This window comes from Pseudomonas sp. Teo4, from assembly GCF_034387475.1.
In the GTDB taxonomy this organism is placed as follows: domain Bacteria; phylum Pseudomonadota; class Gammaproteobacteria; order Pseudomonadales; family Pseudomonadaceae; genus Aquipseudomonas.
On sequence record NZ_JAXCIL010000001.1, the window covers coordinates 3,042,322 to 3,065,070 of the forward strand.

A 22,749-nucleotide genomic window follows, 5' to 3' on the forward strand; every position below is an offset into this window, starting at 1 on the left:
AACGGATGGGCGCAGGAAGAAATTAGCGTTTGCCGGGGTTGGGTGAGGGGCTGCAAGTGCAAGTCTCGAGAGTTGCTGCGCTCTGCAGATCGAGCGCCGCCCGCGCGGCGCATCGCGAGCAAGCTCGCTCCTACATTTGTTTCGGGCCAGTTATTCCTGAAAAGTATAGATACTAATTACGTTTCGTATTTGACAATCATTATCATTCTGAATAGCTTGTCGCACGTCGTAGGAAGCTTCCCAAATCTGGAGGCGACCTCTCCCCTCTGAGACAAGGTGATTTCCATGGCGGAACAACTATCCACAAGTAAGTGCGATTCACCATTACTTCAGGCATTCGTCGACAATCGCAGCATTCTGGTGAAGATCGCGGCACGCATCACCGGCTGCCGTTCGCGCGCCGAAGACGTGGTGCAGGATGCATTCTTCCGCCTGAGCGCCGCACCGCAGATCACCTCGTCGTTCAAAGCCCAGCTCAGCTATCTGTTCCAGATCGTGCGCAACCTGGCCATCGACCATTACCGCAAGCAGGCGATGGAGCTCAAGTACTCCGGCACTGAAGAGGAAGGCCTCAATGTGGTCATCCAGAACGCTTCGCCGGAAGCCACGCACATCAACCTCGCCACCTTGGAACACATTGCCGACGCGCTCAACGAGCTGCCGCAGCGCACCCGCTATGCCTTCGAGATGTACCGCCTGCATGGCGTGCCACAGAAAGACATCGCCAAGGAACTGGGCGTGTCGCCGACGCTGGTGAACTTCATGATTCGTGATGCCCTGGTGCATTGCCGCAAGACGGCCAGCCGCCAGGCCTGAGTTTTTTCATCCAGGGCCTTATCGCCGGCAAGCCGGCTCCCACATGGACCGCGCTGATCTTGAGATCACTGCCATACCTGTGGGAGCCGGCTTGTCGGCGATTGCGGTCAAACCAACTTGCAGTGATCGAAGAACCGCTCCCGCCCCAGAATCATCAGTGCCGCACGCTTGTGCGGGAAATCGAACTCCTTCTCGCAATGGAAGCACTGGTCGTGCATGTAGCCGATCATCTTGCCGTTGTCGGCACGCGGCTCGGCCACCACCCGCTGGGTGCGCGGGTCGTCCAGGAACAAGTAGTGCACCAGGGCCGACAACCAGCTGGCCACCTTGTGCGGACCACGGTGCGCCTCTTCACCCACCAGCATGTGAACGCCGCGGTCGTAATCGTCCGCCGGGTAGAACGGCGCGATGCGGTCTTCTTTCGCCCAATAGGCTTCGAAGTAGGCGAAGGGCTGGTCATCGAAACAGCCGATCAGGGTCAGGGTGTGCGGGTCGGCGTCGAGCTTTGCCAGGTACTCGCGATGCTGCTCGAGCGAACCGCCCTCCTGCCAGAACTGCTCCACCCGCGGGTTGTTCTGCCAGCGGTTGAATCGCTCCAGGTCCTGGTCGATTTCCAGGGTGCGCAGCGAAACCCAACTGCCCAGACGGGCATCGAAACGACGGTATACCTCACCGCGAGGTTTCGGTGCACGGCGCGGGTGGCGCTTGCCATTGCTGATCTGCATCTGCTGCGGGTAGGCCCCAGTGGCAGCCTGGCCCAGCCAGGGCTGAGGCAATTGCCAGAACAGGGTGCGCTCGCACAGGTACTGCCCCGGCTGCTCGGTGCTCAGCAGCAGGCCGCTGGCCAGTGCCTGGGGCATGGGCTCGGCCAGTTGCCAGGTCAGGCGCTGGCGCGCCGGGTCGCGTGACAGCAACCAGTAGCACGCCGCCCACAAGGCCTGGTAGGGGCGCTCCGGGCACAGGCTTTCGAGGTGAACGCGCAGGGATTCAGCCGGCTCCAGGCGCACCCGGATCAGCGGGCGACCTTCGAGGGTCAGGCTCAGCCAGCAGTCACCCTCGTCGGCACTCAGGCTGCGCCAGCGTGGCAGGGACAGGGGCTGCGAAGCGGCATCGAACGGCATGGTAATGGCTCACAGGTAGAGGAAAGGAAGGCTCACACCTGAAAACGTGGCCACCCTCCAGGAATTTAGTCGTGGGGCGCTTCGACGCTGATGCGGTAAGGCTGGAAGATGCGCGTCAGCTCGCCGGTGTCGCGCAGGTAACGCAACAGCGCCGCGAACGCCTCGTCGCTGATCGGGGCACCGGGGCGTAGCAGCGCGTAATGATGGTAAATCTGGTCGACCCGCTCCGAAGCCATCAACTGCCCAAGGCTGTCCGGGTTGCGCACCAGAAAATCGCTCAGGTAGGAGCGAGTCACCAGGGCGATGTCGGAGCGGCCAGCCTGAACCATCAGCAGATTGCTGTCGTGGGAATAGGTCAGCGTCGCGTTGTAGGTTTTGCGCAGGTAATTTGGGTCGGGGTTGAAGCTGGCGAATGCATAGTGGTAACCATTGAACAGCGCCAGGCGCTTGCCGCTCAGGTCATCGAAGTAGTGTTGGTCGCGGTTGCCGAGCTTCTTGGCGACGAACACCTCGGCATCCTCAAGGCCCATGTCGACGGTCTGATGCGGAATCTGCTGCCAGCCCCATTGCGGGTTCTCGAAAATCGCCATGTCGGTGCGACCCTGCTGCAAGTCGCCGAAACGCCGCTGGATGGAGGTGGGCACCAACACGAAACGGTAGTCCTGCTGCAACCGGTTCAGGGCCTCCACCAGTTGTGGCAGCAAACCGGTGTCCGCGCCCTGCTCAGGCCGTACGGTATAGGGAGGAAAATGCGCGGCACCGATTTTCACTTCGATGGCCTCGCCAGCCCAGGCAGGCGCTACCAGCCACAACGCGGCGAGTGCAAAGAAAGAACACAACACTTTTAGGCCGGGCGCTGGAGTCAAGACGGACACTCATCACGGTTCGTACCTGGATGCGCCTAAACTAGGCGTTTTCCCGGCAAGGCACAACCGCTGGTTATGCCAAAGTGAGGGCATTTTGCCAGGGGATGCCGAGGGGCCGGACATTGGCTACGCTGCTCTGGCATGTATGGCAAGGGAGCCAAGTATGGGCCATTGGTTGGTGATCGACCTGGAAGCCACCACCGACGACGGTGGCTGGCCGGTCACAGAGATGGAAGTTATTGAAATCGGCGCCAGCCTGGTGACCCGCGAAGGCCGCGAAGTCGACCATTTCCAGCGCTTCGTCAAGCCCAGGCGGCGTCCCCAGCTGACACCGTTCTGCCGCGAACTGACACATATCAGCCAGGCCAGCGTCGACAGTGCCGCAGGCTTCGCTGACGTGTGGGCCGCTTTTGAACGGTGGCTGGGGCACCATCAAGGCCAGTTGCAGGCGTGGGTCAGTTGGGGCGACTACGATCGCCAGCAGTTGCTGCAGGAATGGCAGCAGCACAAGGTCGACAGCCTGCTGCGCACCCTGCCACACATCAACCTCAAGCAGCGTTTTGCCAAGGCTCGCCACTTGCAGCGCCCAACCGGGCTGAACGGTGCCCTGCAACTGGCCGGGCTGCAGTTTTGCGGGCAACAACACCGGGCCCTGGAGGATGCTCGCAATACGGCGCGCCTGCTGCCCTTGAGCCTGCCCGCCCACGGCACCTGAAAGCAGATGACGGCGCCAGTGGCCTTGGGCATACTGGCCAGCCCTTTTTCATCCCCCTCATTTCAGGAGTCGCCCTATGTTCAAGGTCAACGAGTACTTCGATGGCACCGTCAAGTCGATCGCCTTCGAAGGCACTGAAGGTCCGGCCACCGTTGGCGTCATGGCACCGGGCGAATACGAGTTCGGCACCGCCAAGCGCGAGATCATGCATGTGGTATCGGGCGCCCTGACCGTCAAGCTGCCGGGCAGCGACAACTGGGAAACCTTCAATGCAGGCGACAAGTTCAATGTTGCCGCAGACAGCAAGTTCCAGCTGCAGGTCAAGGTTGATACCGCTTACCTGTGCGAGTACCGCGACTGATTGATTCGTCTGTCCCGGCCTCTTCGCGGGTAAACCCGCTCCCACCGGTTTAGTCTGTGGGGGCGGGTTTACCCGCGAAAGGGCCGGGACAGCCAGCTCAGTCCATCAGAAATTCTGCCACCCTTTCAGCCGCCGCCTGCATATGCTGCTCATGGCTGAACCCCGAAGCCTTCAGTGGCTTCAAGTCATGATCCGCCGCCACCAGCCAGCTCACCTCGATCGCAGGCGACAGCGCATACCCCTGAACCGCCTCCCGATTACCCAGTGCATCGCGCTCGCCTTGCACGATCAGCGTTGGCGTGCGCAGCCCTGCCAGATGCTCGACCCTCGGCTTTTCCGGCTTGCCCACGGCGTAGAACGGATACCCCAGGCACACCAGCGCATCGGCACCGAGCTCATCGGCCAGCAAACTGGCCATGCGCCCGCCCATGGACTTGCCGCCAATGGCCAGCTTTCCCGTGACCAAAGGTCGCACCTGCCGGTACACCTCGTGCCAGCATTCCAGTAATACCTTCTGCGGATTGGGCGGCCGTTTGCCGCCACTCACCCTGCGCTCGGCCATGTAGGGAAACTCGAAGCGAATCACCCCCACCCCAAGCGCCGCCAGCCTTTGCGCCATGTCCTCCATGAACGCGCTGTCCATGGGCGCACCCGCGCCGTGGGCCAGGATCAGGCAGCCTGCGGGGCCTTCACCCAGGCCTGTGCGCGGTGGGTCGCAGCGCAAGCCTGGGACATTTCCGATATTCGCCCATTGATCCCCGTCAATACCGGCACTTTGCCCATTAATCATGCTTGCCTCGCTGTAAAGCCTGCCAAATAACCGTGGATGGGAACCCATACATGAACACAACCAGCAGTACCGCCTATAACTACAAGGTGGTCCGCCAATTCGCCATCATGACGGTGGTGTGGGGAATCGTCGGGATGGGGCTCGGCGTCTTCATCGCCGCCCAGCTCGCCTGGCCTTCCCTCAACTTCGACCTCCCCTGGACCAGCTTCGGCCGCCTGCGACCCCTGCATACCAATGCGGTGATCTTCGCTTTCGGCGGCTGCGCGCTGTTCGCCACCTCCTATTATTCGGTGCAACGCACCTGCCAGACCACCCTGTTCGCACCGGGCCTGGCCGCGTTCACCTTCTGGGGTTGGCAGTTGGTGATCCTGCTCGCGGCCATCACCCTGCCGCTGGGCTACACCAGCTCCAAGGAGTACGCCGAGCTGGAATGGCCGATCGACATCCTGATCACCATCGTCTGGGTCTGCTACGCCATCGTGTTCTTCGGCACGCTGATGAAGCGCACCACCAAGCACATCTACGTGGGTAACTGGTTCTTCGGCGCCTTCATCCTCACCGTGGCATTGCTGCACGTCGTCAACAACCTGGAGCTGCCGGTCAGCCTGACCAAGTCGTATTCGGTGTATGCCGGTGCCACCGATGCCATGGTGCAGTGGTGGTATGGCCACAACGCGGTGGGCTTCTTCCTGACCGCAGGCTTCCTGGGGATGATGTACTACTACGTGCCCAAGCAGGCTGAACGGCCGGTGTATTCCTACCGCCTGTCCATCGTCCACTTCTGGGCGCTGATCACCCTGTACATCTGGGCCGGCCCGCACCACCTGCACTACACCGCCCTGCCCGACTGGGCTCAGTCGCTGGGCATGGTGATGTCGCTGATCCTGCTGGCGCCGAGCTGGGGCGGCATGATCAACGGCATGATGACCCTCTCCGGCGCCTGGCACAAACTGCGCAGCGACCCGATCCTGCGCTTCCTGGTGGTGTCGCTGGCGTTCTACGGCATGTCCACCTTCGAAGGCCCGATGATGGCCATCAAGACGGTCAACGCCTTGTCGCACTACACCGACTGGACCATCGGCCACGTGCATGCCGGCGCCCTCGGCTGGGTGGCGATGATCTCCATCGGCGCGCTGTACCACACCATTCCGAAAGTGTTCGGTAAAGAGCAGATGCACAGCATCGGCCTGATCAACGCGCACTTCTGGCTGGCCACCATCGGCACCGTGCTGTACATCGCCTCGATGTGGGTCAACGGCATCGCCCAAGGCCTGATGTGGCGTGCGGTGAACAGCGACGGCACGCTCACCTACTCGTTCGTCGAAACCCTGGTGGCCAGCCACCCAGGTTTCATCGTGCGCTTCGTCGGTGGCGCGATCTTCCTCAGTGGCATGTTCCTGATGGCCTGGAACACCTGGCGCACCGTGCGCGCGCCGGCTGCTGAAGCCACCCCTGCCAACGCCCAGCTGGCCTGAGGAGACCTGCCTGATGAAACATGAAGTCATCGAGAAAAACGTCGGCCTGCTGGCCCTGCTGATGGTGTTCGCCGTCAGCATCGGCGGCCTGACCCAGATCGTCCCGCTGTTCTTCCAGGACGTCACCAACAAGCCGGTCGAAGGCATGAAGCCCTACACCGCGTTGCAACTGGAAGGCCGCGATATCTACATCCGTGAAGGCTGCGTCGGTTGCCACTCGCAGATGATTCGCCCGTTCCGCGCCGAGACCGAGCGCTACGGCCACTACTCGGTGGCCGGCGAGAGCGTCTGGGACCACCCGTTCCTGTGGGGTTCCAAGCGTACCGGCCCGGACCTGGCCCGGGTCGGCGGGCGCTACTCGGACGACTGGCACCGTGCGCACCTGTACAACCCGCGCAACGTGGTACCTGAGTCGAAGATGCCGTCGTACCCGTGGCTGGTCGCCCAGCAGGTCGACAACAGCCACACCGACACCAAGATGCGCACCCTGCGCACCCTCGGCGTGCCGTACACCGACGAAGACATCGCCGGTGCCCGCGATGCAGTGAAGGGCAAGACCGAGATGGATGCCCTGGTCGCCTACCTGCAGGTGCTGGGCACCGCCATCAAGAACAAGAGGTGAATGCGATGGAACTGGACATCGGCATGATCCGCGGCTTGGGCACCCTGGTGGTGATGATCGCCTTCATCGGCCTCTCGCTGTGGGTGTTCAACCGTCGCCGCGACCGAGATTTCGCCGAAGCGCGCCTGCTGCCCTTCGTCGACGACCGCCTGCCCCCGGCCGGGCAGGAACCTGCCATGAGGAATGAACGGCAATGACCACCTTCTGGAGTACCTACATCAGCGTACTGACCCTCGGCAGCCTTGTTGGCCTGGCCTGGCTGTTGCTGGCCACCCGCAAGGGTCAGAGCAACAACACCACCGACCAGACCATGGGCCACAGCTTCGACGGCATCGAGGAGTACGACAACCCGCTGCCGAAATGGTGGTTCTACCTGTTCGTCGGCACCCTGGCCTTTGGCGTCGGTTACCTGATCCTGTACCCGGGCCTGGGCAACTGGAAAGGCATCCTGCCCGGTTACGAGAATGGCTGGACCGGCGCCAACGAATGGCAGAAGGAAATGGAAAAGGCCGACGCCAAGTTCGGCCCGATCTTCGCCAAGTTCGCCGCAATGCCGGTGGAGGAAGTGGCCAAGGACCCACAGGCCCTGAAAATGGGTGGCCGCCTGTTCGCCTCCAACTGCTCGGTGTGCCACGGCTCGGACGCCAAGGGCGCGTATGGTTTCCCCAACCTGACCGACAAGGACTGGCGCTGGGGCGGCGAGCCGGAGACCATCAAAGCCTCGATCATGAACGGTCGTCACGGCGTGATGCCGGCCTGGGCCGAAGTGATTGGCGAGCAGGGCGTGGCGGATGTGGCAGCCTACGTGCTGACCAACCTCGACGGCCGCAGCCTGCCGGAAGGCGTGAAGGCGGACGCGGCCAAAGGCAAGGAAATCTTCGCCGCCAACTGCGTGGCCTGCCACGGGCCTGAAGGCAACGGCACGCCCGCCATGGGCGCACCGAACCTGAACCACCCGCAGGCGTTCATCTACGGGTCGAGCTTCGCCCAGCTGCAGCAGACCATCCGCTATGGTCGTCAGGGCCAGATGCCGGCGCAAGCCGAGATCCAGGGCAATGACAAGGTGCACCTGCTGGCGGCTTATGTGTATAGCCTGTCGCAGGGCGAAAGTGTCGAAACGGTGAGTGCCAAGTGAGTATGTCGGGAGATATCTTGCGCCTGTGAGACCGAGCGCCGCCCGCGCGGCGCATCGCGAGCAAGGCTCGCTCCTACGTTTGTTTCGGGCCAATTATTCCTGTGGGATTCGCGCGCGAACGCCTTGGCGCATGGCTTGATATCGAGTCGTACCCACAAGGCGGTCGCGCGCGGCTACAGGCGTTATTGGCCCGAAACAAACGTAGGAGCGAGCCTTGCTCGCGATGCGCCGCGCGGGCGGCGCTCGATCTACGCCCCACCGCAAATCCCAAGACATCCACCTCCCCACCCCAACGCGCACCAAAGCCCCCTCCCTTGCACCCCCTCCGATCAGAACTAAGCTTGTTGCCTCAGTAGCCCTCGCTGCCAATCCAGCGAGACAGACGCGGCGCACGGCCTGACGCCGCCAGCAAAAAAAGCTTGACCGATCGATCAGAAAAAAGCGAAAAACGGTACACATTACAAATATTTATTTGTGTACAATCGTTCGAACCCCAACACCGCGGGACATCGGTGGACGGGTTTGGACACGGGTCGGCGCAAGGATCCTTGCGTTGCCATAACCCAGGTGGTTATCGATACTGGCGCCGATTTTTCAACCAACAAGAACACCAAAACCGTGGAACCTTAGCAATGAGCACAGCAATCAGTCCGACTGCTTATAACTATAAGGTCGTCCGCCAGTTCGCCATCATGACGGTGGTCTGGGGGATCCTTGGCATGGGGCTTGGGGTGTACATCGCCTCGCAGCTGGTATGGCCACAACTCAACCTCGACCTACCCTGGACGAGCTTCGGCCGCCTGCGTCCCCTGCACACCAACCTGGTGATTTTCGCCTTCGGCGGCTGTGCACTGTTCGCCACCAGCTACTACGTCGTGCAGCGAACCTGCCAGACGCGGCTGATCTCCGACGGCATGGCCGCCTTCACCTTCTGGGGTTGGCAGGCGGTGATCCTCGGTGCGCTGGTCACCTTGCCGATGGGCTACACCACCACCAAGGAATACGCCGAGCTGGAATGGCCGATCGCGATCCTGCTGGCCATCGTCTGGGTCACTTACGGGTTGGTGTTCTTCGGCACCATCGTCAAGCGCAAGACCAAGCACATCTATGTCGGTAACTGGTTCTACGGCGCCTTCATCGTGGTCACCGCGATGCTGCACATCGTCAACCACATGTCCCTGCCGGTCAGCCTGTTCAAGTCGTACTCGGCCTATTCCGGCGCCACCGATGCGATGATCCAGTGGTGGTACGGCCACAACGCCGTGGGCTTCTTCCTCACCACCGGTTTCCTGGGGATGATGTACTACTTCGTGCCCAAGCAGGCCGAGCGGCCGATCTATTCGTATCGCCTGTCGATCGTGCACTTCTGGGCGCTGATCACCCTGTACATCTGGGCCGGCCCGCACCACCTGCACTATACCGCCCTGCCCGACTGGGCTCAGTCGCTGGGCATGGTGATGTCGATCATCCTGCTGGCACCGAGCTGGGGCGGCATGATCAACGGCATGATGACCCTCTCCGGCGCCTGGCACAAACTGCGCACCGACCCGATCCTGCGCTTCCTGGTCGTCTCGCTGGCGTTCTACGGCATGTCCACCTTCGAAGGCCCGATGATGGCCATCAAGACCGTGAACTCGCTGTCGCACTACACCGACTGGACCATCGGCCACGTCCACGCCGGCGCGCTTGGCTGGGTGGCGATGATCTCCATCGGCGCGGTCTACCACATGATCCCCAAACTCTACGGCCGCGAGCAGATGCACAGCGTCGGCCTGATCAACGCGCACTTCTGGCTGGCCACCATCGGCACCGTGCTGTACATCGCCTCGATGTGGGTCAACGGCATCACCCAGGGCCTGATGTGGCGCGCAATCAACGATGACGGCACGCTCACCTACTCGTTCGTCGAAGCCCTGCAAGCCAGTCACCCGGGCTACATCGTCCGTGCACTGGGCGGTGCGTTCTTCGCCTCCGGCATGCTGCTGATGGCTTACAACGTGCTGCGCACCGTACGCGCCGCCAACCCGGCGCAGGCTGAAGAAGCCGCCAAGATCGTCGTCGTGGGAGCGCACTGATGAAGCATGAAGCAGTCGAGAAGAACATAGGCCTGCTGGCCTTCTTCATGGTCATCGCCGTGAGTGTCGGTGGCCTCACCCAGATCGTCCCGCTGTTCTTCCAGGACGTCACCAACAAACCCGTTGAAGGCATGAAGCCGCGCACCGCGCTGGAGCTTGAAGGCCGCGACATCTACATCCGCGAAGGCTGCGTCGGTTGCCACTCGCAGATGATTCGCCCGTTCCGCGCCGAGACCGAGCGCTACGGCCACTACTCGGTGGCCGGCGAAAGCGTCTGGGACCACCCGTTCCTGTGGGGTTCCAAGCGTACCGGCCCGGACCTGGCCCGCGTCGGCGGCCGCTACTCGGACGACTGGCACCGCGCGCACCTGTACAACCCGCGCAACGTGGTGCCTGAGTCGAAGATGCCGTCCTACCCGTGGCTGGTGGAAAACAAGCTCGACGGCAAGGACACCGCGAAGAAGATGGAAGTGCTGCGCACCCTCGGCGTTCCGTACACCGACGCCGACATCGCCGGTGCCCGCGACGCGGTCAAGGGCAAGACCGAGATGGACGCCATCGTCGCGTACCTGCAAGGCCTTGGCACCATCATCAAGAGCAAACGGTGACGCTGATGGATATCGGGATGATTCGCGGCCTGGGCACCGTCGTGGTGATGGTGGCCTTCGTGGGCCTGGCGCTGTGGGTGTTCAACCCACGGCGCAAGCGGGAATTCGACGAGGCGACGCTGTTGCCGTTCGCGGATGATCCAGAGGCCAGCCGGCACGTCGAACAAGCGCAAGACAAAGCTTCTGGGAGCAAACAACAATGACAACCTTCTGGAGTCTGTACGTCACCGTCCTGACCCTGGGCACCATCTTCTCGCTGACCTGGCTGTTGCTGTCGACCCGCAAGGGCCAGCGCGAAGAGGTCACCGACGAAATCGTCGGACATGCCTTCGATGGCATCGAGGAATACGACAACCCGCTGCCGAAATGGTGGTTCTGGCTGTTCGTCGGCACCATCATCTTCGCCCTTGGTTACCTGGTGCTCTACCCCGGCCTGGGCAACTGGAAAGGCGTGTTGCCGGGTTATTCGTACCTGGATAACGACAAGAAGTCCGAGTTCGCCAATGGCCAGCCAGGCTGGACCGGCGTGCACGAGTGGGAAAAGGAAATGGCCAAGGCCGATGCCCGCTTCGGGCCGATCTTCGCCAAGTTCGCCGCCATGCCCATCACCGAGGTGGCCAAGGACCCTCAGGCCCTGAAGATGGGTGCGCGACTGTTCGCCTCCAACTGTTCGGTGTGCCACGGCTCCGACGCCCGTGGCGCGTACGGCTTCCCTAACCTCACCGACAACGACTGGCGCTGGGGCGGCGAGCCGGACACCATCAAGACCACCATCATGGGCGGTCGCCATGGCGTGATGCCGGCCTGGGCCGAGGTGATCGGCGAGCAGGGCGTGGCGGATGTGGCCGCGTTCGTGGTCAGCAAGCTCGATGGCCGCAGCCTGCCGGAAGGCGTCAAGGCCGATGCCGAGAACGGCCAGAAGATCTTCGCCGCCAACTGCGTGGCCTGCCACGGGCCAGAGGGCAAAGGTACGCCGGCCATGGGTGCGCCTAACCTGACTCACCCGCAAGCGTTCATCTACGGTTCGAGCTTTGCCCAGCTGCAGCAGACCATTCGCTATGGTCGCCAGGGTCAGATGCCGGCCCAGGAACAGCTGCAAGGTAACGACAAGGTGCATTTGCTGGCGGCTTATGTGTACAGCCTGTCGCATCAGCAGCAGGAGCCTGAGAAGGCTGAGTAAGGCTTATAGCCTGCACTGGCCTCATCGCCGGCAAGCCGGCTCCCACAAAGATAAGCGGTGCTTTTGTGGGAGCCGGCTTGCCGGCGATGAGGCCAGTGAATTCAAGCACTTGATGACCTGGATCAATTGACACCCGCCATAACACGATTCACACCATTAACCCAACGCGACTAAGTGTCGCAGCGCGACCCCGATGTGCCACCACCGGCGTATCATGGGGCGCAGAGCGCTAGCAGAATGCGCGAGACTGCGGCCGGCACGCACTGGCCGCGGCATTTCTCCACTGCCGTGGGACTTGATGATGAGCAAGCAAATTCCGGTACATGACGTCACCCCGCCTGCCAGCAAAGGGAAGGATTCCGTCGACCTCTATGCCTCCCGAGAGAAAATCTACACCCGCGCCTTCACCGGCGTGTTCCGCAGGCTGCGCATGGTCGGCGGCGCAGTACTGTTCCTGCTCTACTTCGGCACTGTGTGGCTGAACTGGGGTGGGCACCAGGCAGTGTGGTGGAACCTGCCGGAGCGCAAGTTCTACATCTTCGGCGCCACCATCTGGCCGCAGGACTTCATCCTGCTTTCCGGCATTCTTATCGTCGCCGCCTTCGGCCTGTTCTTCGTCACGGTTTATGCCGGTCGGGTCTGGTGCGGCTACACCTGCCCGCAAAGCGTGTGGACGTGGATTTTCATGTGGTGCGAAAAAGTCACCGAAGGCGACCGCAACCAGCGCATGAAGCTCGACAAGGCCCCCATGAGCGGCAACAAGTTCCTGCGCAAGTTCGCCAAGCACAGCCTGTGGCTGCTGATCGGCTTCGTCACCGGCATGACCTTCGTCGGCTACTTCTCGCCGATCCGCGAACTGGCCATCGAATTCTTCACAGGGCAAGCCGATGGCTGGGCCTACTTCTGGGTCGGCTTCTTCACCCTCGCCACCTACGGCAACGCCGGCTGGCTGCGTGAGCAGGTGTGCGTGTACATGTGCCCCTATGCCCGCTTCCAGAGCGTGATGTTCGACAAGGACACCCTGATCGTTTCGTACGACCCGCGCCGCGGCGAAACCCGTGGCCCACGCAAGAAAGACGCCGACTACAAGGCCCAAGGCCTGGGCGACTGCATCGATTGCACCATGTGCGTACAGGTTTGCCCCACCGGCATCGACATCCGTGACGGCCTGCAGATCGAGTGCATCGGCTGCGCCGCCTGCATCGACGCCTGCGACAGCATCATGGACAAGATGAACTACCCCAGAGGCCTGATCAGCTACACCACCGAGCACAATCTGTCCGGCCAGAAGACCCACATGCTGCGCCCACGGCTGATCGGCTATGCCGTGGTGCTGCTGGTCATGATCGGCGCCCTGGCCACCGCGTTCGCCACCCGTTCGCTGGTCGGTTTCGATGTCAGCAAGGACCGGGTGCTGTACCGCGAGAATGCCCAGGGGCGAATCGAGAACGTGTACAGCCTCAAGGTGATGAACAAGGACCAGCGCGACCACGTCTACGTGCTCGATGCTGCCGGCCTGCCGGACCTGAGGCTCGAAGGCCAGCGCGAAATCCGCGTGGCCGCTGGCGATATCGTCAGCCTGCCGGTGCAGCTGTCGGTCGCGCCCGAGAAACTGCCCTCGACCACCAACGAAATCACCTTCATCCTCAAGAGCGCTGACGACAGCGACAGCCAGGTTGAAGCCAAGAGCCGCTTCATCGGCCCACAGATCCGCTGAGAGAGAACCACACAATGCCTGCCGCCACCGCCGCCAGCCCCTGGTACAAGCACCTCTGGCCCTGGATCATCATCGGCATCCTCACCACCTCGGTGTGCCTGAGCCTGACCATGGTCAGCATCGCCGTGCGCAACCCGGACAACCTGGTCAACGACAACTACTACGAGGCTGGCAAAGGCATCAACCGCTCGCTGGACCGCGAACTGCTGGCCCAGACCCTCAACCTCAAGGCCAGCGTGCACCTGGACGAGCTGACCGGCGAAGTGGACGTGCGCCTGACCGGCAACAGCGACCCGCAGAGCCTGGAGCTGAACCTGATTTCGCCCACCCAGCCGGACAAGGACCGCAAGGTGCTGCTTAGCCGGGCCGAAGCCGGACGCTATGTCGGCCAACTGGATGACAAGGTTGATGGGCGGCGCTTCGTCGAGCTGCTGGGCAGCCAGGACGAGCACGTGTGGCGGCTGTTCGAGGAGGAAAAGGTCGAGCATGGTACGACCTTGCAGCTGGGTGATGAGGCGCTGCAAGGTGCCGAGCACCAGTAATCGCAGCACCCCCGCTCTCCTGTGAGAGCGGGTCCGTTTCAGGCCGGCCGTTTTGTGTAAGGCAATGATGTCATGACCCACCCCACCCCCTGCTACCACTGTGCCCTGCCCGTCCCCGCCGGCAGCCGCTTCACCGCTGTGGTCCTCGGCGAACCGCGGCAGTTCTGTTGCCCCGGCTGCCAGGCGGTGGCCGAGTCCATCGTTGCCGGGGGCCTGGAGCACTACTACCAGCACCGCAGCGACACCAGCGCCAACCCCGAAGCGCTGCCCAGGCAGTTGCAGGATGAACTGGCGCTGTACGACCGCGCCGACGTGCAACGGACCTTCGTCCGCCACAGCGGCGAACTAGCCGAAACTACACTGCTGGTCGAAGGCATCAGCTGCGCCGCCTGCGGCTGGCTGATCGAAAAACACCTGCGCAACCTGCCCGGCGTCGCCGAAGCGCGGCTGAACCTGTCCAACCACCGCCTGCTGCTCAACTGGGATGACCACCAGTTGCCGCTGTCACGTCTGCTCGCCGAACTGCGCCAGATCGGTTATGCCGCACACCCCTACCAGCCCGACCAGGCCGCCGAGCAACTGGCCCGGGAAAACCGCAGCGCCCTGCGCCGCCTGGGTGTGGCCGGGCTGTTGTGGTTCCAGGCGATGATGGCAACCATGGCCACCTGGCCGGAATTCAACATCGACCTGTCGCCCGAACTGCACACCATCCTGCGTTGGGTGGCGTTGTTCCTGACCATCCCCATCGTGTTCTACAGCTGCGCCCCGTTCTTCAAGGGCGCCGCCCGCGACTTGCGCACACGCCATCTGACCATGGACGTCTCGGTCTCGCTGGCCATCGCCCTGGCCTTTGGCGCCGGTATCTGGACCGCCATCACCGGCAGCGGCGAGCTGTACTTCGACACCGTGGGCATGTTCGCCCTGTTCCTGCTCACCGGCCGCTACCTCGAACGGCGCGCCCGCGAGCGTACGGCGGCGGCCACCGCGCAGCTGGTGAACTTGCTACCCGCCTCCTGCCTGCGCTTGGATGCCTATGGCCACGCCGAGCGCATTCTGCTCGGTGAACTGAAATGCGGCCAGACCGTGCAGGTCTTGCCAGGCGCGGTGATTCCCGCCGACGGGCGCATTGTCGAGGGCCGCTCCAGTGTCGATGAGTCGCTGCTGACCGGCGAGTACCTGCCCCAACCTCGCCGGGTGGGCGAGCGCGTCACCGGCGGTACGCTGAACGTGGAAAGCACGCTGAACGTGGAAGTCGAGGCTCTTGGCCACGATTCGCGGCTGTCGGCTATCGTGCGCCTGCTGGAACGCGCCCAGACGGAAAAGCCGCGCCTGGCGGAAATCGCCGACCGCGCCTCGCAATGGTTCCTGCTGTTCAGTCTGGTCGCAGCCGTGGCCATTGGTCTGTGGTGGTGGCACCTGGACCCGACCCGGGCGTTCTGGATCGTCCTGGCCATGCTGGTGGCGACCTGCCCGTGCGCCCTGTCCCTGGCCACGCCCACTGCCCTCACCGCCGCCACCGGCACCCTGCACAAGCTCGGCCTGTTGGTGACCCGCGGCCACGTGCTGGAAGGCCTGAACCAGATCGACACAGTCATCTTCGACAAGACCGGCACCCTCACCGAAGGGCGCCTGGCGCTGCGCAGCATCCGCCCACTGGGCGCGATGCCCGCCGACCGCTGCCTGGCCCTGGCGGCCGCCCTCGAAAACCGCTCGGAACACCCCATCGCCCGTGCCTTCGGCCGTACCGCCGCGTCAGCCGACGAGGTGCAGAGCGTGCCGGGGCTTGGTCTGGAAGGGCTGGTGGACGGCCAGCGTCTGCGTATCGGCCAGGCCACCTTCGTCTGCGCCTTGAGTGGCGCCGAGGTCCCTGGCGTGCCAGAGCCCCGCGGCCAATGGCTGCTGCTGGGTGATCGTCAGGGCCCACTGGCGTGGTTTGGCCTGGACGACCGCCTGCGCGAGGATGCCGCCGACCTGTTGGCCGCCTGCAAGGCTCGCGGCTGGCGCACCTTGCTGCTATCGGGCGACAGCTCGCCAATGGTCGCCGAAGTCGCCGCGCAGTTGGGCATCGACCAGGCCATCGGCGGCCTGCGCCCGGACGACAAGCTAGACCGCCTCAAGGCGCTGCAGGCCGCAGGCTGCAAGGTGCTGATGCTGGGAGACGGGGTCAACGACGTGCCGGTGCTGGCCGCCGCCGACATCAGCATCGCCATGGGCAGCGCCACCGACCTTGCCAAGACCAGCGCCGACGCGGTGCTGCTGTCCAACCGCTTGCAGGCATTGGTACAAGCCTTCGACCTGGCCCGCCGCACCCGCCGCAACATCCTCGAGAACCTGCTCTGGGCGACCCTGTATAATGGCCTCATGTTGCCGTTCGCCGCGCTCGGCTGGATTACCCCGGTGTGGGCGGCCATCGGCATGTCGGTCAGCTCGCTGATCGTGGTCCTCAATGCCCTGCGCCTGACCCGGCTGCCCGGCTTGCCGACCGCCAGCAGCCACCCGCAACCCGCCACGGCCTGACCAGGAGCCCGCCATGCCAGCCCTCTATGTCATGATCCCGGCCGCCCTGCTGCTTGTTGGCGTGGCGGTGTACATCTTCTTCTGGGCGGTGGACAGCGGCCAGTACGACGACCTCGAAAGCCCTGCCCACAGCATCCTGTTCGACGACCAGGACCCGCGCCATCAAGCCGCCGTGAAGGGCGACGAAGCCCAAGCCGAAGACAAGGAACCGCCACCTCGTGCCTGAATTGTTTCCCCTGCTGGGCTCGGCACTGGTACTTGGCCTGCTCGGCGGTGGCCACTGCCTGGGCATGTGCGGCGGCCTGATGGGCGCCCTGACCCTGGCCATCCCTCCCGAACAACGTGGCCGTCGCCTGCGCTTGCTGCTGGCCTACAACGTCGGGCGCATCCTCAGCTATGCCTGCGCCGGCCTGCTGCTGGGCCTGGCCGGCTGGGCCGTGGCCAGCAGCCCTGCCGCCCAGGCGCTGCGTGTGGTGGCCGCGCTGCTGCTGATCGCGATGGGGTTGTATCTGGCTGGCTGGTGGAGTGGGCTGACCCGTATCGAAGCACTGGGGCGTGGCCTGTGGCGGCACATTCAGCCGGCCGCCTCGCGCCTGATGCCCGTCTCCAGCGTGCCACGCGCACTGTTGCTGGGAGCGCTGTGGGGCTGGTTGCCGTGCGGCTTGGTGTATAGCACCCTGCTGTGGTCGGCCAGCCAGGGCAATGCCGGCTATAGCGCGGCGTTGATGCTGGCATTCGGGCTGGGAACCTGGCCGGTGCTGCTGGCCACGGGTTTGGCGGCGGAGCGTGTGAACGCAGTGCTGCGGCGGCGTAGCGTGCGCATGGCAGGGGGTGTGCTGGTAATCCTGTTTGGCATCTGGACCTTGCCTGGGCCGCACCAGCATTGGTTGATGGGGCACTGAAAGGGGGCTGCGCAGCGGCCCCCATTGCCCTTGATACAAATCAACACAGTTTCCTACAGACGACCCTAGACTCCGGACACTGCAGCTCTTTCCGGGGACCGCCCACATGCTCGACGACCTACGTTGGGATTCCGACCTGATCCGCCGCTACGACCTGGCCGGACCACGCTACACCTCCTACCCGACCGCGGTGCAACTGCACAGCGAAGTGGGCTCGTTCGACCTGCTCCATGCCCTGCGCGAGAGCCGCCGAGCCGTGCGCCCACTGTCGCTGTACGTGCATGTGCCGTTCTGCGCCAACATCTGCTACTACTGCGCCTGCAACAAAGTCATCACCAAGGACCGCGGTCGCGCCGCACCCTACTTGCAGCGCCTGGAGCAGGAAATTCAGCTGATCGCTTGCCACCTGGACCCTAAACAACGTGTTGAACAGCTGCATTTCGGTGGCGGCACGCCGACCTTCCTCAGCCATGTGGAACTGCGCCAGCTGATGGCCACCCTGCGCCAGCACTTCAACCTGCTGGACGACGACTCGGGCGACTACGGCATCGAGATCGACCCGCGCGAGGCCGACTGGTCGACCATGGGCCTGCTCCGCGAGCTGGGCTTCAACCGCGTCAGCCTCGGCGTGCAGGACCTGGCCCCAGCCGTGCAACGAGCGGTCAACCGCCTGCAGAGCCTGGAGCAGACCCGCACCCTGATCGAGGCAGCCCGCACCCTGCAGTACCGCTCGGTGAACCTGGACCTGATCTACGGCCTGCCCAAGCAAACCCCGGAAGGTTTCGCCCGCACCGTCGAAGAAGTGATTCGCCTGCAACCCGACCGCCTTTCGGTGTTCAACTACGCCCACCTGCCCGAGCGCTTCATGCCGCAACGGCGCATCGACAGCAACGACCTGCCGAGCCCCGCGGCGAAACTGGAAATGCTCCACGCCACCATCGACCAGCTCACAGACGCCGGCTACCGCTACATCGGCATGGACCACTTCGCCCTGCCCGACGACGAGCTGGCCATCGCCCAGGAAGAAGGCACCCTGCAGCGCAACTTCCAGGGTTACACCACCCACGGCCACTGCGACCTGATTGGCCTGGGGGTTTCGGCCATCAGCCAGATCGGCGACCTGTACTGCCAGAACAGCAGCGACCTCAACACCTACCAGGACGCCCTCTCCAATGCCCAGCTGGCCACCCAGCGCGGCCTTTTGTGCAACCACGACGACCGCGTGCGGCGGGCGGTGATCCAGCAGCTGATCTGCCACTTCGAACTCGACTTCGAGCCCATCGAACAGGCCTACACCATCGATTTTCGTGGCTACTTCAACGACCTCTGGCCACAGCTGCTGACCCTTCAACGGGACGGCTTGATCCGCCTTGACGACAAAGGCATCCGCATCCTGCCAGCGGGCCGTCTGCTGGCGCGCTCGGTGTGCATGGTGTTCGATGCCTATTTGGCCATGCACAACCACCAGCGCTTTTCACGGGTAATCTGAACCAGACGAGTCGAATAACCGCATGGACAACCTACCTTGCCAGGCACACTATGGGCAGGTCGCAAGCCAAGGCACACCCTGCTGAGGCTTCGCCAGTTCGCACCAAAACTGCGCACACTGGCCTACAACCTATGCCGTGGGTTACCCTTACGGCTTATGTGTGTTTCCCACAAGGATCGATTCAAATGTCCGAGCCAGTCAAACTGCGCCCACACAGCCAGGCCCATTGCAAGGATTGCAGCCTGGCCCCTCTGTGCCTGCCTCTTTCGCTCAACCTGGAAGACATGGATGCACTGGATGAGATCGTCAAGCGTGGGCGACCGTTGAAGAAAGGCGAATTCCTGTTCCGACAGGGTGACAATTTCGGTTCGGTCTACGCGGTACGCTCCGGCGCCCTGAAAACCTTCAGCCTGAGCGACAGCGGCGAAGAGCAGATCACCGGGTTCCATCTTCCGAGCGAGCTGGTTGGCCTGTCGGGCATGGACACCGAGGCATACCCGGTGTCGGCCCAGGCCCAGGAAACCACCTCGGTCTGTGAAATCCCGTTCGAGCGCCTCGACGAGCTTTCGGTGCAGCTACCGCAGCTACGCCGCCAGCTGATGCGGGTGATGAGCCGCGAAATCCGCGACGACCAGCAGATGATGCTGCTGCTGTCGAAGAAAACCGCCGATGAGCGCATCGCCACCTTCCTGGTCAACCTGTCCGCCCGCTTCCGCGCCCGCGGTTACTCGGCCAACCAGTTCCGCCTGAGCATGTCGCGCAACGAAATCGGCAACTACCTGGGCCTGGCGGTGGAAACCGTGTCGCGGGTGTTCACCCGCTTCCAGCAGAACGGCCTGATTCGCGCCGAGGGCAAGGAAGTGCACATCCTCGACCCGATCCAGCTCTGCGCGCTGGCCGGTGGCGCAATGGAGGCCTGAGGCTTCGGCGAACGAGGTATACTTGCGCATTCGTTTTCCCAGGATACCTGCAACAATGCACAGCGACGCCTTCGACCTCAAAGCCCTGATCCGCCCGGTAGTGGACTTCCCCAAGCCGGGCGTGATCTTCCGCGACATTACCCCGCTGTTCCAGTCGCCACGCGGGCTGCGCTATGTCGCCGACCAGTTCATCGAGCGCTATGTCGAGGCTGAGTTCAGCCATATCGGCGCCATGGATGCGCGGGGCTTTCTGATCGGCTCGATCATCGCCCACCAGCTGAACAAACCGCTGATCCTGTTCCGCAAGCAGGGCAAGCTGCCGGCCGACGTGCTGTCGGAGGGTTACCAGACCGAGTACGGCGAAGCCTTCCTGGAAGTGCACGCCGACAGCCTGTGCGAAGGCGATTCGGTGCTGATCTTCGATGACCTGATTGCCACCGGCGGCACCTTGCTGGCAGCCGCCAATCTGGTGCGCCGTACCGGTGCCCAGGTGTTCGAGGCGGCGGCGATCATCGACCTGCCGGAACTGGACGGTTCGCGCAAGTTGCAGGCGGCTGGGGTGCCGACTTTCTGCCTGACCGAGTTTTCGCTGAGCGAATACTGAGTCGTGTTTCGGGCCGCTTTGCGGCCCATTCGCGGGTAAACCCGCTCCCACAGATTCCGCGCAACCTTGCTTATCAGCGCAGCACCTGTGGGAGCGGGTTTACCGGGGCGCCGGACCGGCGCGAACACGGGCCAAGCCCGTGCCAAATCACAACGAAATCGGCTTGCGCCCCGCAAAAGCGTGCGCCAGTGTCCCGCCATCCACCAACTCCAGCTCCCCGCCCAGCGGTACCCCGTGGGCGATGCGCGACGCCACCAGGCCTTTCTCGGTCAACAGCTGCGCGATGTAATGCGCAGTCGCCTCCCCTTCCACCGTCGGGTTGGTCGCCAGGATCACTTCAGTGAATGTGCTCTGTTCTTCGATCCGCGCCATCAACTGCGGCACACCGATCGCCTCAGGCCCGAGGCCGTCAAGCGGCGACAGATGCCCCTTGAGCACGAAGTAACGGCCGCGATAACCCGTTTGTTCCACGGCGTACACATCCATCGGCCCTTCCACCACACACAGCTGGGTGTCGTCACGACGCGGGTCGGCGCACTGCGGGCACAACTCCTGCTCGGTCAGCGTGCGGCACTGACGGCAATGCCCAACACCCTCCATGGCCTGGCTCAGAGCCTGGGCCAGGCGTGTACCACCGCTACGGTCACGCTCAAGCAGTTGCAGGGCCATGCGCTGGGCAGTTTTCTGGCCGACACCGGGCAAGATTCGCAGGGCGTCGATCAGTTGGCGGATGAGAGGGCTGAAACTCATGGGAAAGGCCTGACAATTCAATAAGAGGCGGTTTATACCGGCCAGGGCAGGCAGCGTCAAATCAGCCACGACAGCATCGGAAACCAGCTACCCGATATTGCTGTCGACCCACGCCCACCTGCCCCGGTTCACCACCTCGGCATTACCCGTGCACGGTTACCAGATCGGCACCGAGTAGCTGATGGTCAGCCGGTTATGGTCAGCATCCCCACCCACCTCACTGCGCAGCATGGAGTTGCGCCAGGCCACCCCCACGTTCTTCAAGGGGCCGGACTGAATCACGTAGCCGAGCACCAGGTCACGCTCCCACTCCTTGCGGTCGGCGCCACCTGCGGTCTTGATCTGGTCGCCCTTGAGGTACGCAAGGTTAAGGTTCAACCCTGGCACACCGGCCGCTGCGAAGTCATAGGTGTACTGCCCAAGCAGTGTGCGCTCACCGGCATAGTTGAAGCTGGCCGTGAGACGATCGGTAATCAGGTACAGCGAGGTTCCTCCCGCACCTTCGCCAGGCAGGCTGCCTTGGTTGAGCTGGACGAAATTGCTGCCATCGGACACCTCCTGGTAGCCCAGGCTGAAGGCATGGCCACCCAGGCCATAGGTGAACATCGCGCTCCAGGTATCGTTGTCGATCTCACCGTCGTTGCCCTTGGTGTAACCCGATGTGCGGTATCCCGCCTTGCCTTGGGCATTGGCACCGTCGGAGCCGGTGCGGAAGTAGCGAAGGTCGGTCTTCAACACCTGGCCCGGGGCAATAGGCAAGGTGTGCAGCGCGCCAACGAAGTGCTGTTTGTAGTAGTCCTCGAGGTTGGCGTAGTAGTACTGCAGGGTCAGGTCCTTGATGCCCTTGTAATCACCGCCGGCAAACAGGAACTTGTTGCTCTGCTCAAGGCCGCCAGCCACCGCCATTCCGGTGAAATTGCTCGACATTCGCCCCACCACATGCTCGATCTGCCCAGCTGTCAGCGTCACGCCATCGATCTCGTTGGACGTGATGACACCGCCCTCGAACAGCTGCGGCAACAAACGTGCATCGTTGCTGGTCAGGATCGGCAACTTGGGCTGCAGGATGCCGTAGCGCGCATCTGTCTTGGAGAAGCGCAGCTTGCCGGTCAAGCCGCCACGACTGAAATCATCCACGGCCTCGGCGCGCCCCTTGGCATCGGTGTCTTCAGGAAACACCGAGCCCTGCCCTGGCGCGTCGAGTTTGACGCCGAGGGTACCGATGGCATCGACCCCGAAACCGACCGTGCCTGGGGTGAACCCCGACTGCACGTTGAGCACGAACGCTTGCCCCCACTCGCGCACGCTGTCCTTGTCGACATCCCGGTAATCATGGTTGTAGTAGAAGTTGCGCAGATCGAGCCGGGCCGAACTGTCTTCGATGAACCCTGCGGCGTTCGCCGCCCAGGGCTGTGTTGCCAGCGCGGTGCTCCCCACAGCCATCGCCAGTAACGTCTTCTTCATTGCGGTCGTCTCCCAAGTGTTGCGTTTTATGGTTATTGCACTGGAATTGCGGACGAACGCTCCCTCAGGCGAGGCGTGTG

24 protein-coding genes are annotated in these 22,749 nt (G+C 63.2%); 19 read left to right on the forward strand and 5 right to left on the reverse strand.

What is annotated here, in order from left to right; translation table 11 throughout:
• Window positions 1-285 precede the first annotated feature (285 nt).
• Window positions 286-816 carry an RNA polymerase factor sigma-70 gene (locus tag PspTeo4_RS13590; RefSeq protein WP_322364311.1) on the forward strand — a complete coding sequence of 177 codons (531 nt, stop codon included), beginning with the start codon at window positions 286-288 and terminating at the stop codon, window positions 814-816.
• Window positions 817-923: 107 nt separating this feature from the next.
• Here PspTeo4_RS13590 and PspTeo4_RS13595 read toward each other — a convergent pair whose 3' ends face one another.
• Window positions 924-1,937 carry a GNAT family N-acetyltransferase gene (locus PspTeo4_RS13595; RefSeq protein ID WP_322364312.1) on the reverse strand — a complete coding sequence of 338 codons (1,014 nt, stop codon included), beginning with the start codon at window positions 1,935-1,937 and terminating at the stop codon, window positions 924-926.
• A 65-nt stretch (window positions 1,938-2,002) separates the two neighbouring features.
• Window positions 2,003-2,803, reverse strand: a complete 801-nt coding sequence (locus PspTeo4_RS13600; RefSeq protein WP_322364862.1) for an ABC transporter substrate-binding protein — start codon at window positions 2,801-2,803, stop codon at window positions 2,003-2,005.
• Between the two features lie 163 nt (window positions 2,804-2,966).
• On the opposite strand from PspTeo4_RS13600, the gene PspTeo4_RS13605 reads away from it, so the two are divergent.
• Both PspTeo4_RS13605 and PspTeo4_RS13610 read left to right on the forward strand, forming a co-directional pair.
• Window positions 2,967-3,518 (forward strand): exonuclease domain-containing protein, encoded by a 552-nt coding sequence (locus tag PspTeo4_RS13605; RefSeq protein ID WP_322364314.1) that lies wholly within the window; start codon window positions 2,967-2,969, stop codon window positions 3,516-3,518.
• 76 nt (window positions 3,519-3,594) lie between these two features.
• Window positions 3,595-3,879 (forward strand): pyrimidine/purine nucleoside phosphorylase, encoded by a 285-nt coding sequence (locus tag PspTeo4_RS13610; RefSeq protein WP_322364316.1) that lies wholly within the window; start codon window positions 3,595-3,597, stop codon window positions 3,877-3,879.
• Between the two features lie 97 nt (window positions 3,880-3,976).
• On the opposite strand, the gene PspTeo4_RS13615 is transcribed toward PspTeo4_RS13610, so the two are convergent.
• Window positions 3,977-4,669, reverse strand: a complete 693-nt coding sequence (locus PspTeo4_RS13615; protein ID WP_322364317.1) for an alpha/beta family hydrolase — start codon at window positions 4,667-4,669, stop codon at window positions 3,977-3,979.
• A gap of 50 nt (window positions 4,670-4,719) precedes the next feature.
• On the opposite strand from PspTeo4_RS13615, the gene ccoN (PspTeo4_RS13620) reads away from it, so the two are divergent.
• The 16 genes from ccoN (PspTeo4_RS13620) (at window position 4,720) to PspTeo4_RS13695 (ending at window position 20,455) form a co-directional block, all read left to right on the forward strand.
• A complete protein-coding gene (ccoN, locus tag PspTeo4_RS13620; RefSeq protein ID WP_322364318.1) occupies window positions 4,720-6,144 on the forward strand; it encodes a cytochrome-c oxidase, cbb3-type subunit I in 1,425 nt (474 codons plus the stop codon).
• A 13-nt stretch (window positions 6,145-6,157) separates the two neighbouring features.
• Window positions 6,158-6,766, forward strand: coding sequence for a cytochrome-c oxidase, cbb3-type subunit II (gene ccoO / locus PspTeo4_RS13625; RefSeq protein ID WP_023381403.1), 609 nt, complete (start codon window positions 6,158-6,160; stop codon window positions 6,764-6,766).
• Window positions 6,767-6,771: 5 nt separating this feature from the next.
• On the forward strand, window positions 6,772-6,963 hold the full coding sequence (locus PspTeo4_RS13630; protein WP_023381404.1) for a cbb3-type cytochrome oxidase subunit 3: 192 nt from the start codon (window positions 6,772-6,774) through the stop codon (window positions 6,961-6,963).
• On the forward strand, window positions 6,960-7,901 hold the full coding sequence (gene ccoP / locus PspTeo4_RS13635) for a cytochrome-c oxidase, cbb3-type subunit III (protein ID WP_322364320.1): 942 nt from the start codon (window positions 6,960-6,962) through the stop codon (window positions 7,899-7,901). The genes PspTeo4_RS13630 and ccoP (PspTeo4_RS13635) overlap by 4 nt, the downstream gene beginning before the upstream one ends.
• Window positions 7,902-8,533: 632 nt before the next feature.
• Complete coding sequence (gene ccoN / locus PspTeo4_RS13640; protein WP_322364321.1) at window positions 8,534-9,976, forward strand: cytochrome-c oxidase, cbb3-type subunit I; 1,443 nt, start codon at window positions 8,534-8,536, stop codon at window positions 9,974-9,976.
• Complete coding sequence (gene ccoO / locus PspTeo4_RS13645; protein WP_023381407.1) at window positions 9,976-10,584, forward strand: cytochrome-c oxidase, cbb3-type subunit II; 609 nt, start codon at window positions 9,976-9,978, stop codon at window positions 10,582-10,584. The genes ccoN (PspTeo4_RS13640) and ccoO (PspTeo4_RS13645) overlap by 1 nt, the downstream gene beginning before the upstream one ends.
• A gap of 5 nt (window positions 10,585-10,589) precedes the next feature.
• Window positions 10,590-10,787 (forward strand): cbb3-type cytochrome c oxidase subunit 3, encoded by a 198-nt coding sequence (locus PspTeo4_RS13650; RefSeq protein WP_322364864.1) that lies wholly within the window; start codon window positions 10,590-10,592, stop codon window positions 10,785-10,787.
• Window positions 10,784-11,764: a cytochrome-c oxidase, cbb3-type subunit III gene (gene ccoP / locus PspTeo4_RS13655; protein ID WP_322364322.1), complete on the forward strand. Its 981-nt coding sequence runs from the start codon at window positions 10,784-10,786 to the stop codon at window positions 11,762-11,764. The genes PspTeo4_RS13650 and ccoP (PspTeo4_RS13655) overlap by 4 nt, the downstream gene beginning before the upstream one ends.
• A 301-nt stretch (window positions 11,765-12,065) precedes the next feature.
• Window positions 12,066-13,481, forward strand: a complete 1,416-nt coding sequence (ccoG, locus tag PspTeo4_RS13660; protein ID WP_322364324.1) for a cytochrome c oxidase accessory protein CcoG — start codon at window positions 12,066-12,068, stop codon at window positions 13,479-13,481.
• A gap of 14 nt (window positions 13,482-13,495) precedes the next feature.
• Window positions 13,496-14,023: a FixH family protein gene (locus PspTeo4_RS13665; protein WP_322364326.1), complete on the forward strand. Its 528-nt coding sequence runs from the start codon at window positions 13,496-13,498 to the stop codon at window positions 14,021-14,023.
• 72 nt (window positions 14,024-14,095) lie between these two features.
• A complete protein-coding gene (locus PspTeo4_RS13670) occupies window positions 14,096-16,540 on the forward strand; it encodes a heavy metal translocating P-type ATPase (RefSeq protein ID WP_322364328.1) in 2,445 nt (814 codons plus the stop codon).
• A 13-nt stretch (window positions 16,541-16,553) separates the two neighbouring features.
• Window positions 16,554-16,766 (forward strand): cbb3-type cytochrome oxidase assembly protein CcoS, encoded by a 213-nt coding sequence (ccoS, locus tag PspTeo4_RS13675; protein WP_322364329.1) that lies wholly within the window; start codon window positions 16,554-16,556, stop codon window positions 16,764-16,766.
• Window positions 16,759-17,442: a sulfite exporter TauE/SafE family protein gene (locus PspTeo4_RS13680; protein WP_322364330.1), complete on the forward strand. Its 684-nt coding sequence runs from the start codon at window positions 16,759-16,761 to the stop codon at window positions 17,440-17,442. Before ccoS ends, PspTeo4_RS13680 begins: the two co-directional genes overlap by 8 nt.
• Window positions 17,443-17,548: 106 nt before the next feature.
• Window positions 17,549-18,931 (forward strand): oxygen-independent coproporphyrinogen III oxidase, encoded by a 1,383-nt coding sequence (gene hemN / locus PspTeo4_RS13685; protein WP_322364332.1) that lies wholly within the window; start codon window positions 17,549-17,551, stop codon window positions 18,929-18,931.
• A gap of 185 nt (window positions 18,932-19,116) precedes the next feature.
• A complete protein-coding gene (gene fnrA, locus PspTeo4_RS13690; protein ID WP_322364333.1) occupies window positions 19,117-19,851 on the forward strand; it encodes a Crp/Fnr family transcriptional regulator FnrA in 735 nt (244 codons plus the stop codon).
• Between the two features lie 55 nt (window positions 19,852-19,906).
• Window positions 19,907-20,455, forward strand: coding sequence for an adenine phosphoribosyltransferase (locus tag PspTeo4_RS13695; protein ID WP_322364334.1), 549 nt, complete (start codon window positions 19,907-19,909; stop codon window positions 20,453-20,455).
• A gap of 147 nt (window positions 20,456-20,602) precedes the next feature.
• Here the strand turns inward: PspTeo4_RS13695 and recR are convergent, their stop codons facing one another.
• Window positions 20,603-21,205 (reverse strand): recombination mediator RecR, encoded by a 603-nt coding sequence (recR, locus tag PspTeo4_RS13700; RefSeq protein WP_322364335.1) that lies wholly within the window; start codon window positions 21,203-21,205, stop codon window positions 20,603-20,605.
• Between the two features lie 156 nt (window positions 21,206-21,361).
• Entirely contained in the window at window positions 21,362-22,669 is a 1,308-nt protein-coding gene (locus PspTeo4_RS13705; RefSeq protein WP_322364337.1) for an OprD family porin, read from the reverse strand.
• Window positions 22,670-22,749 lie beyond the last annotated feature (80 nt).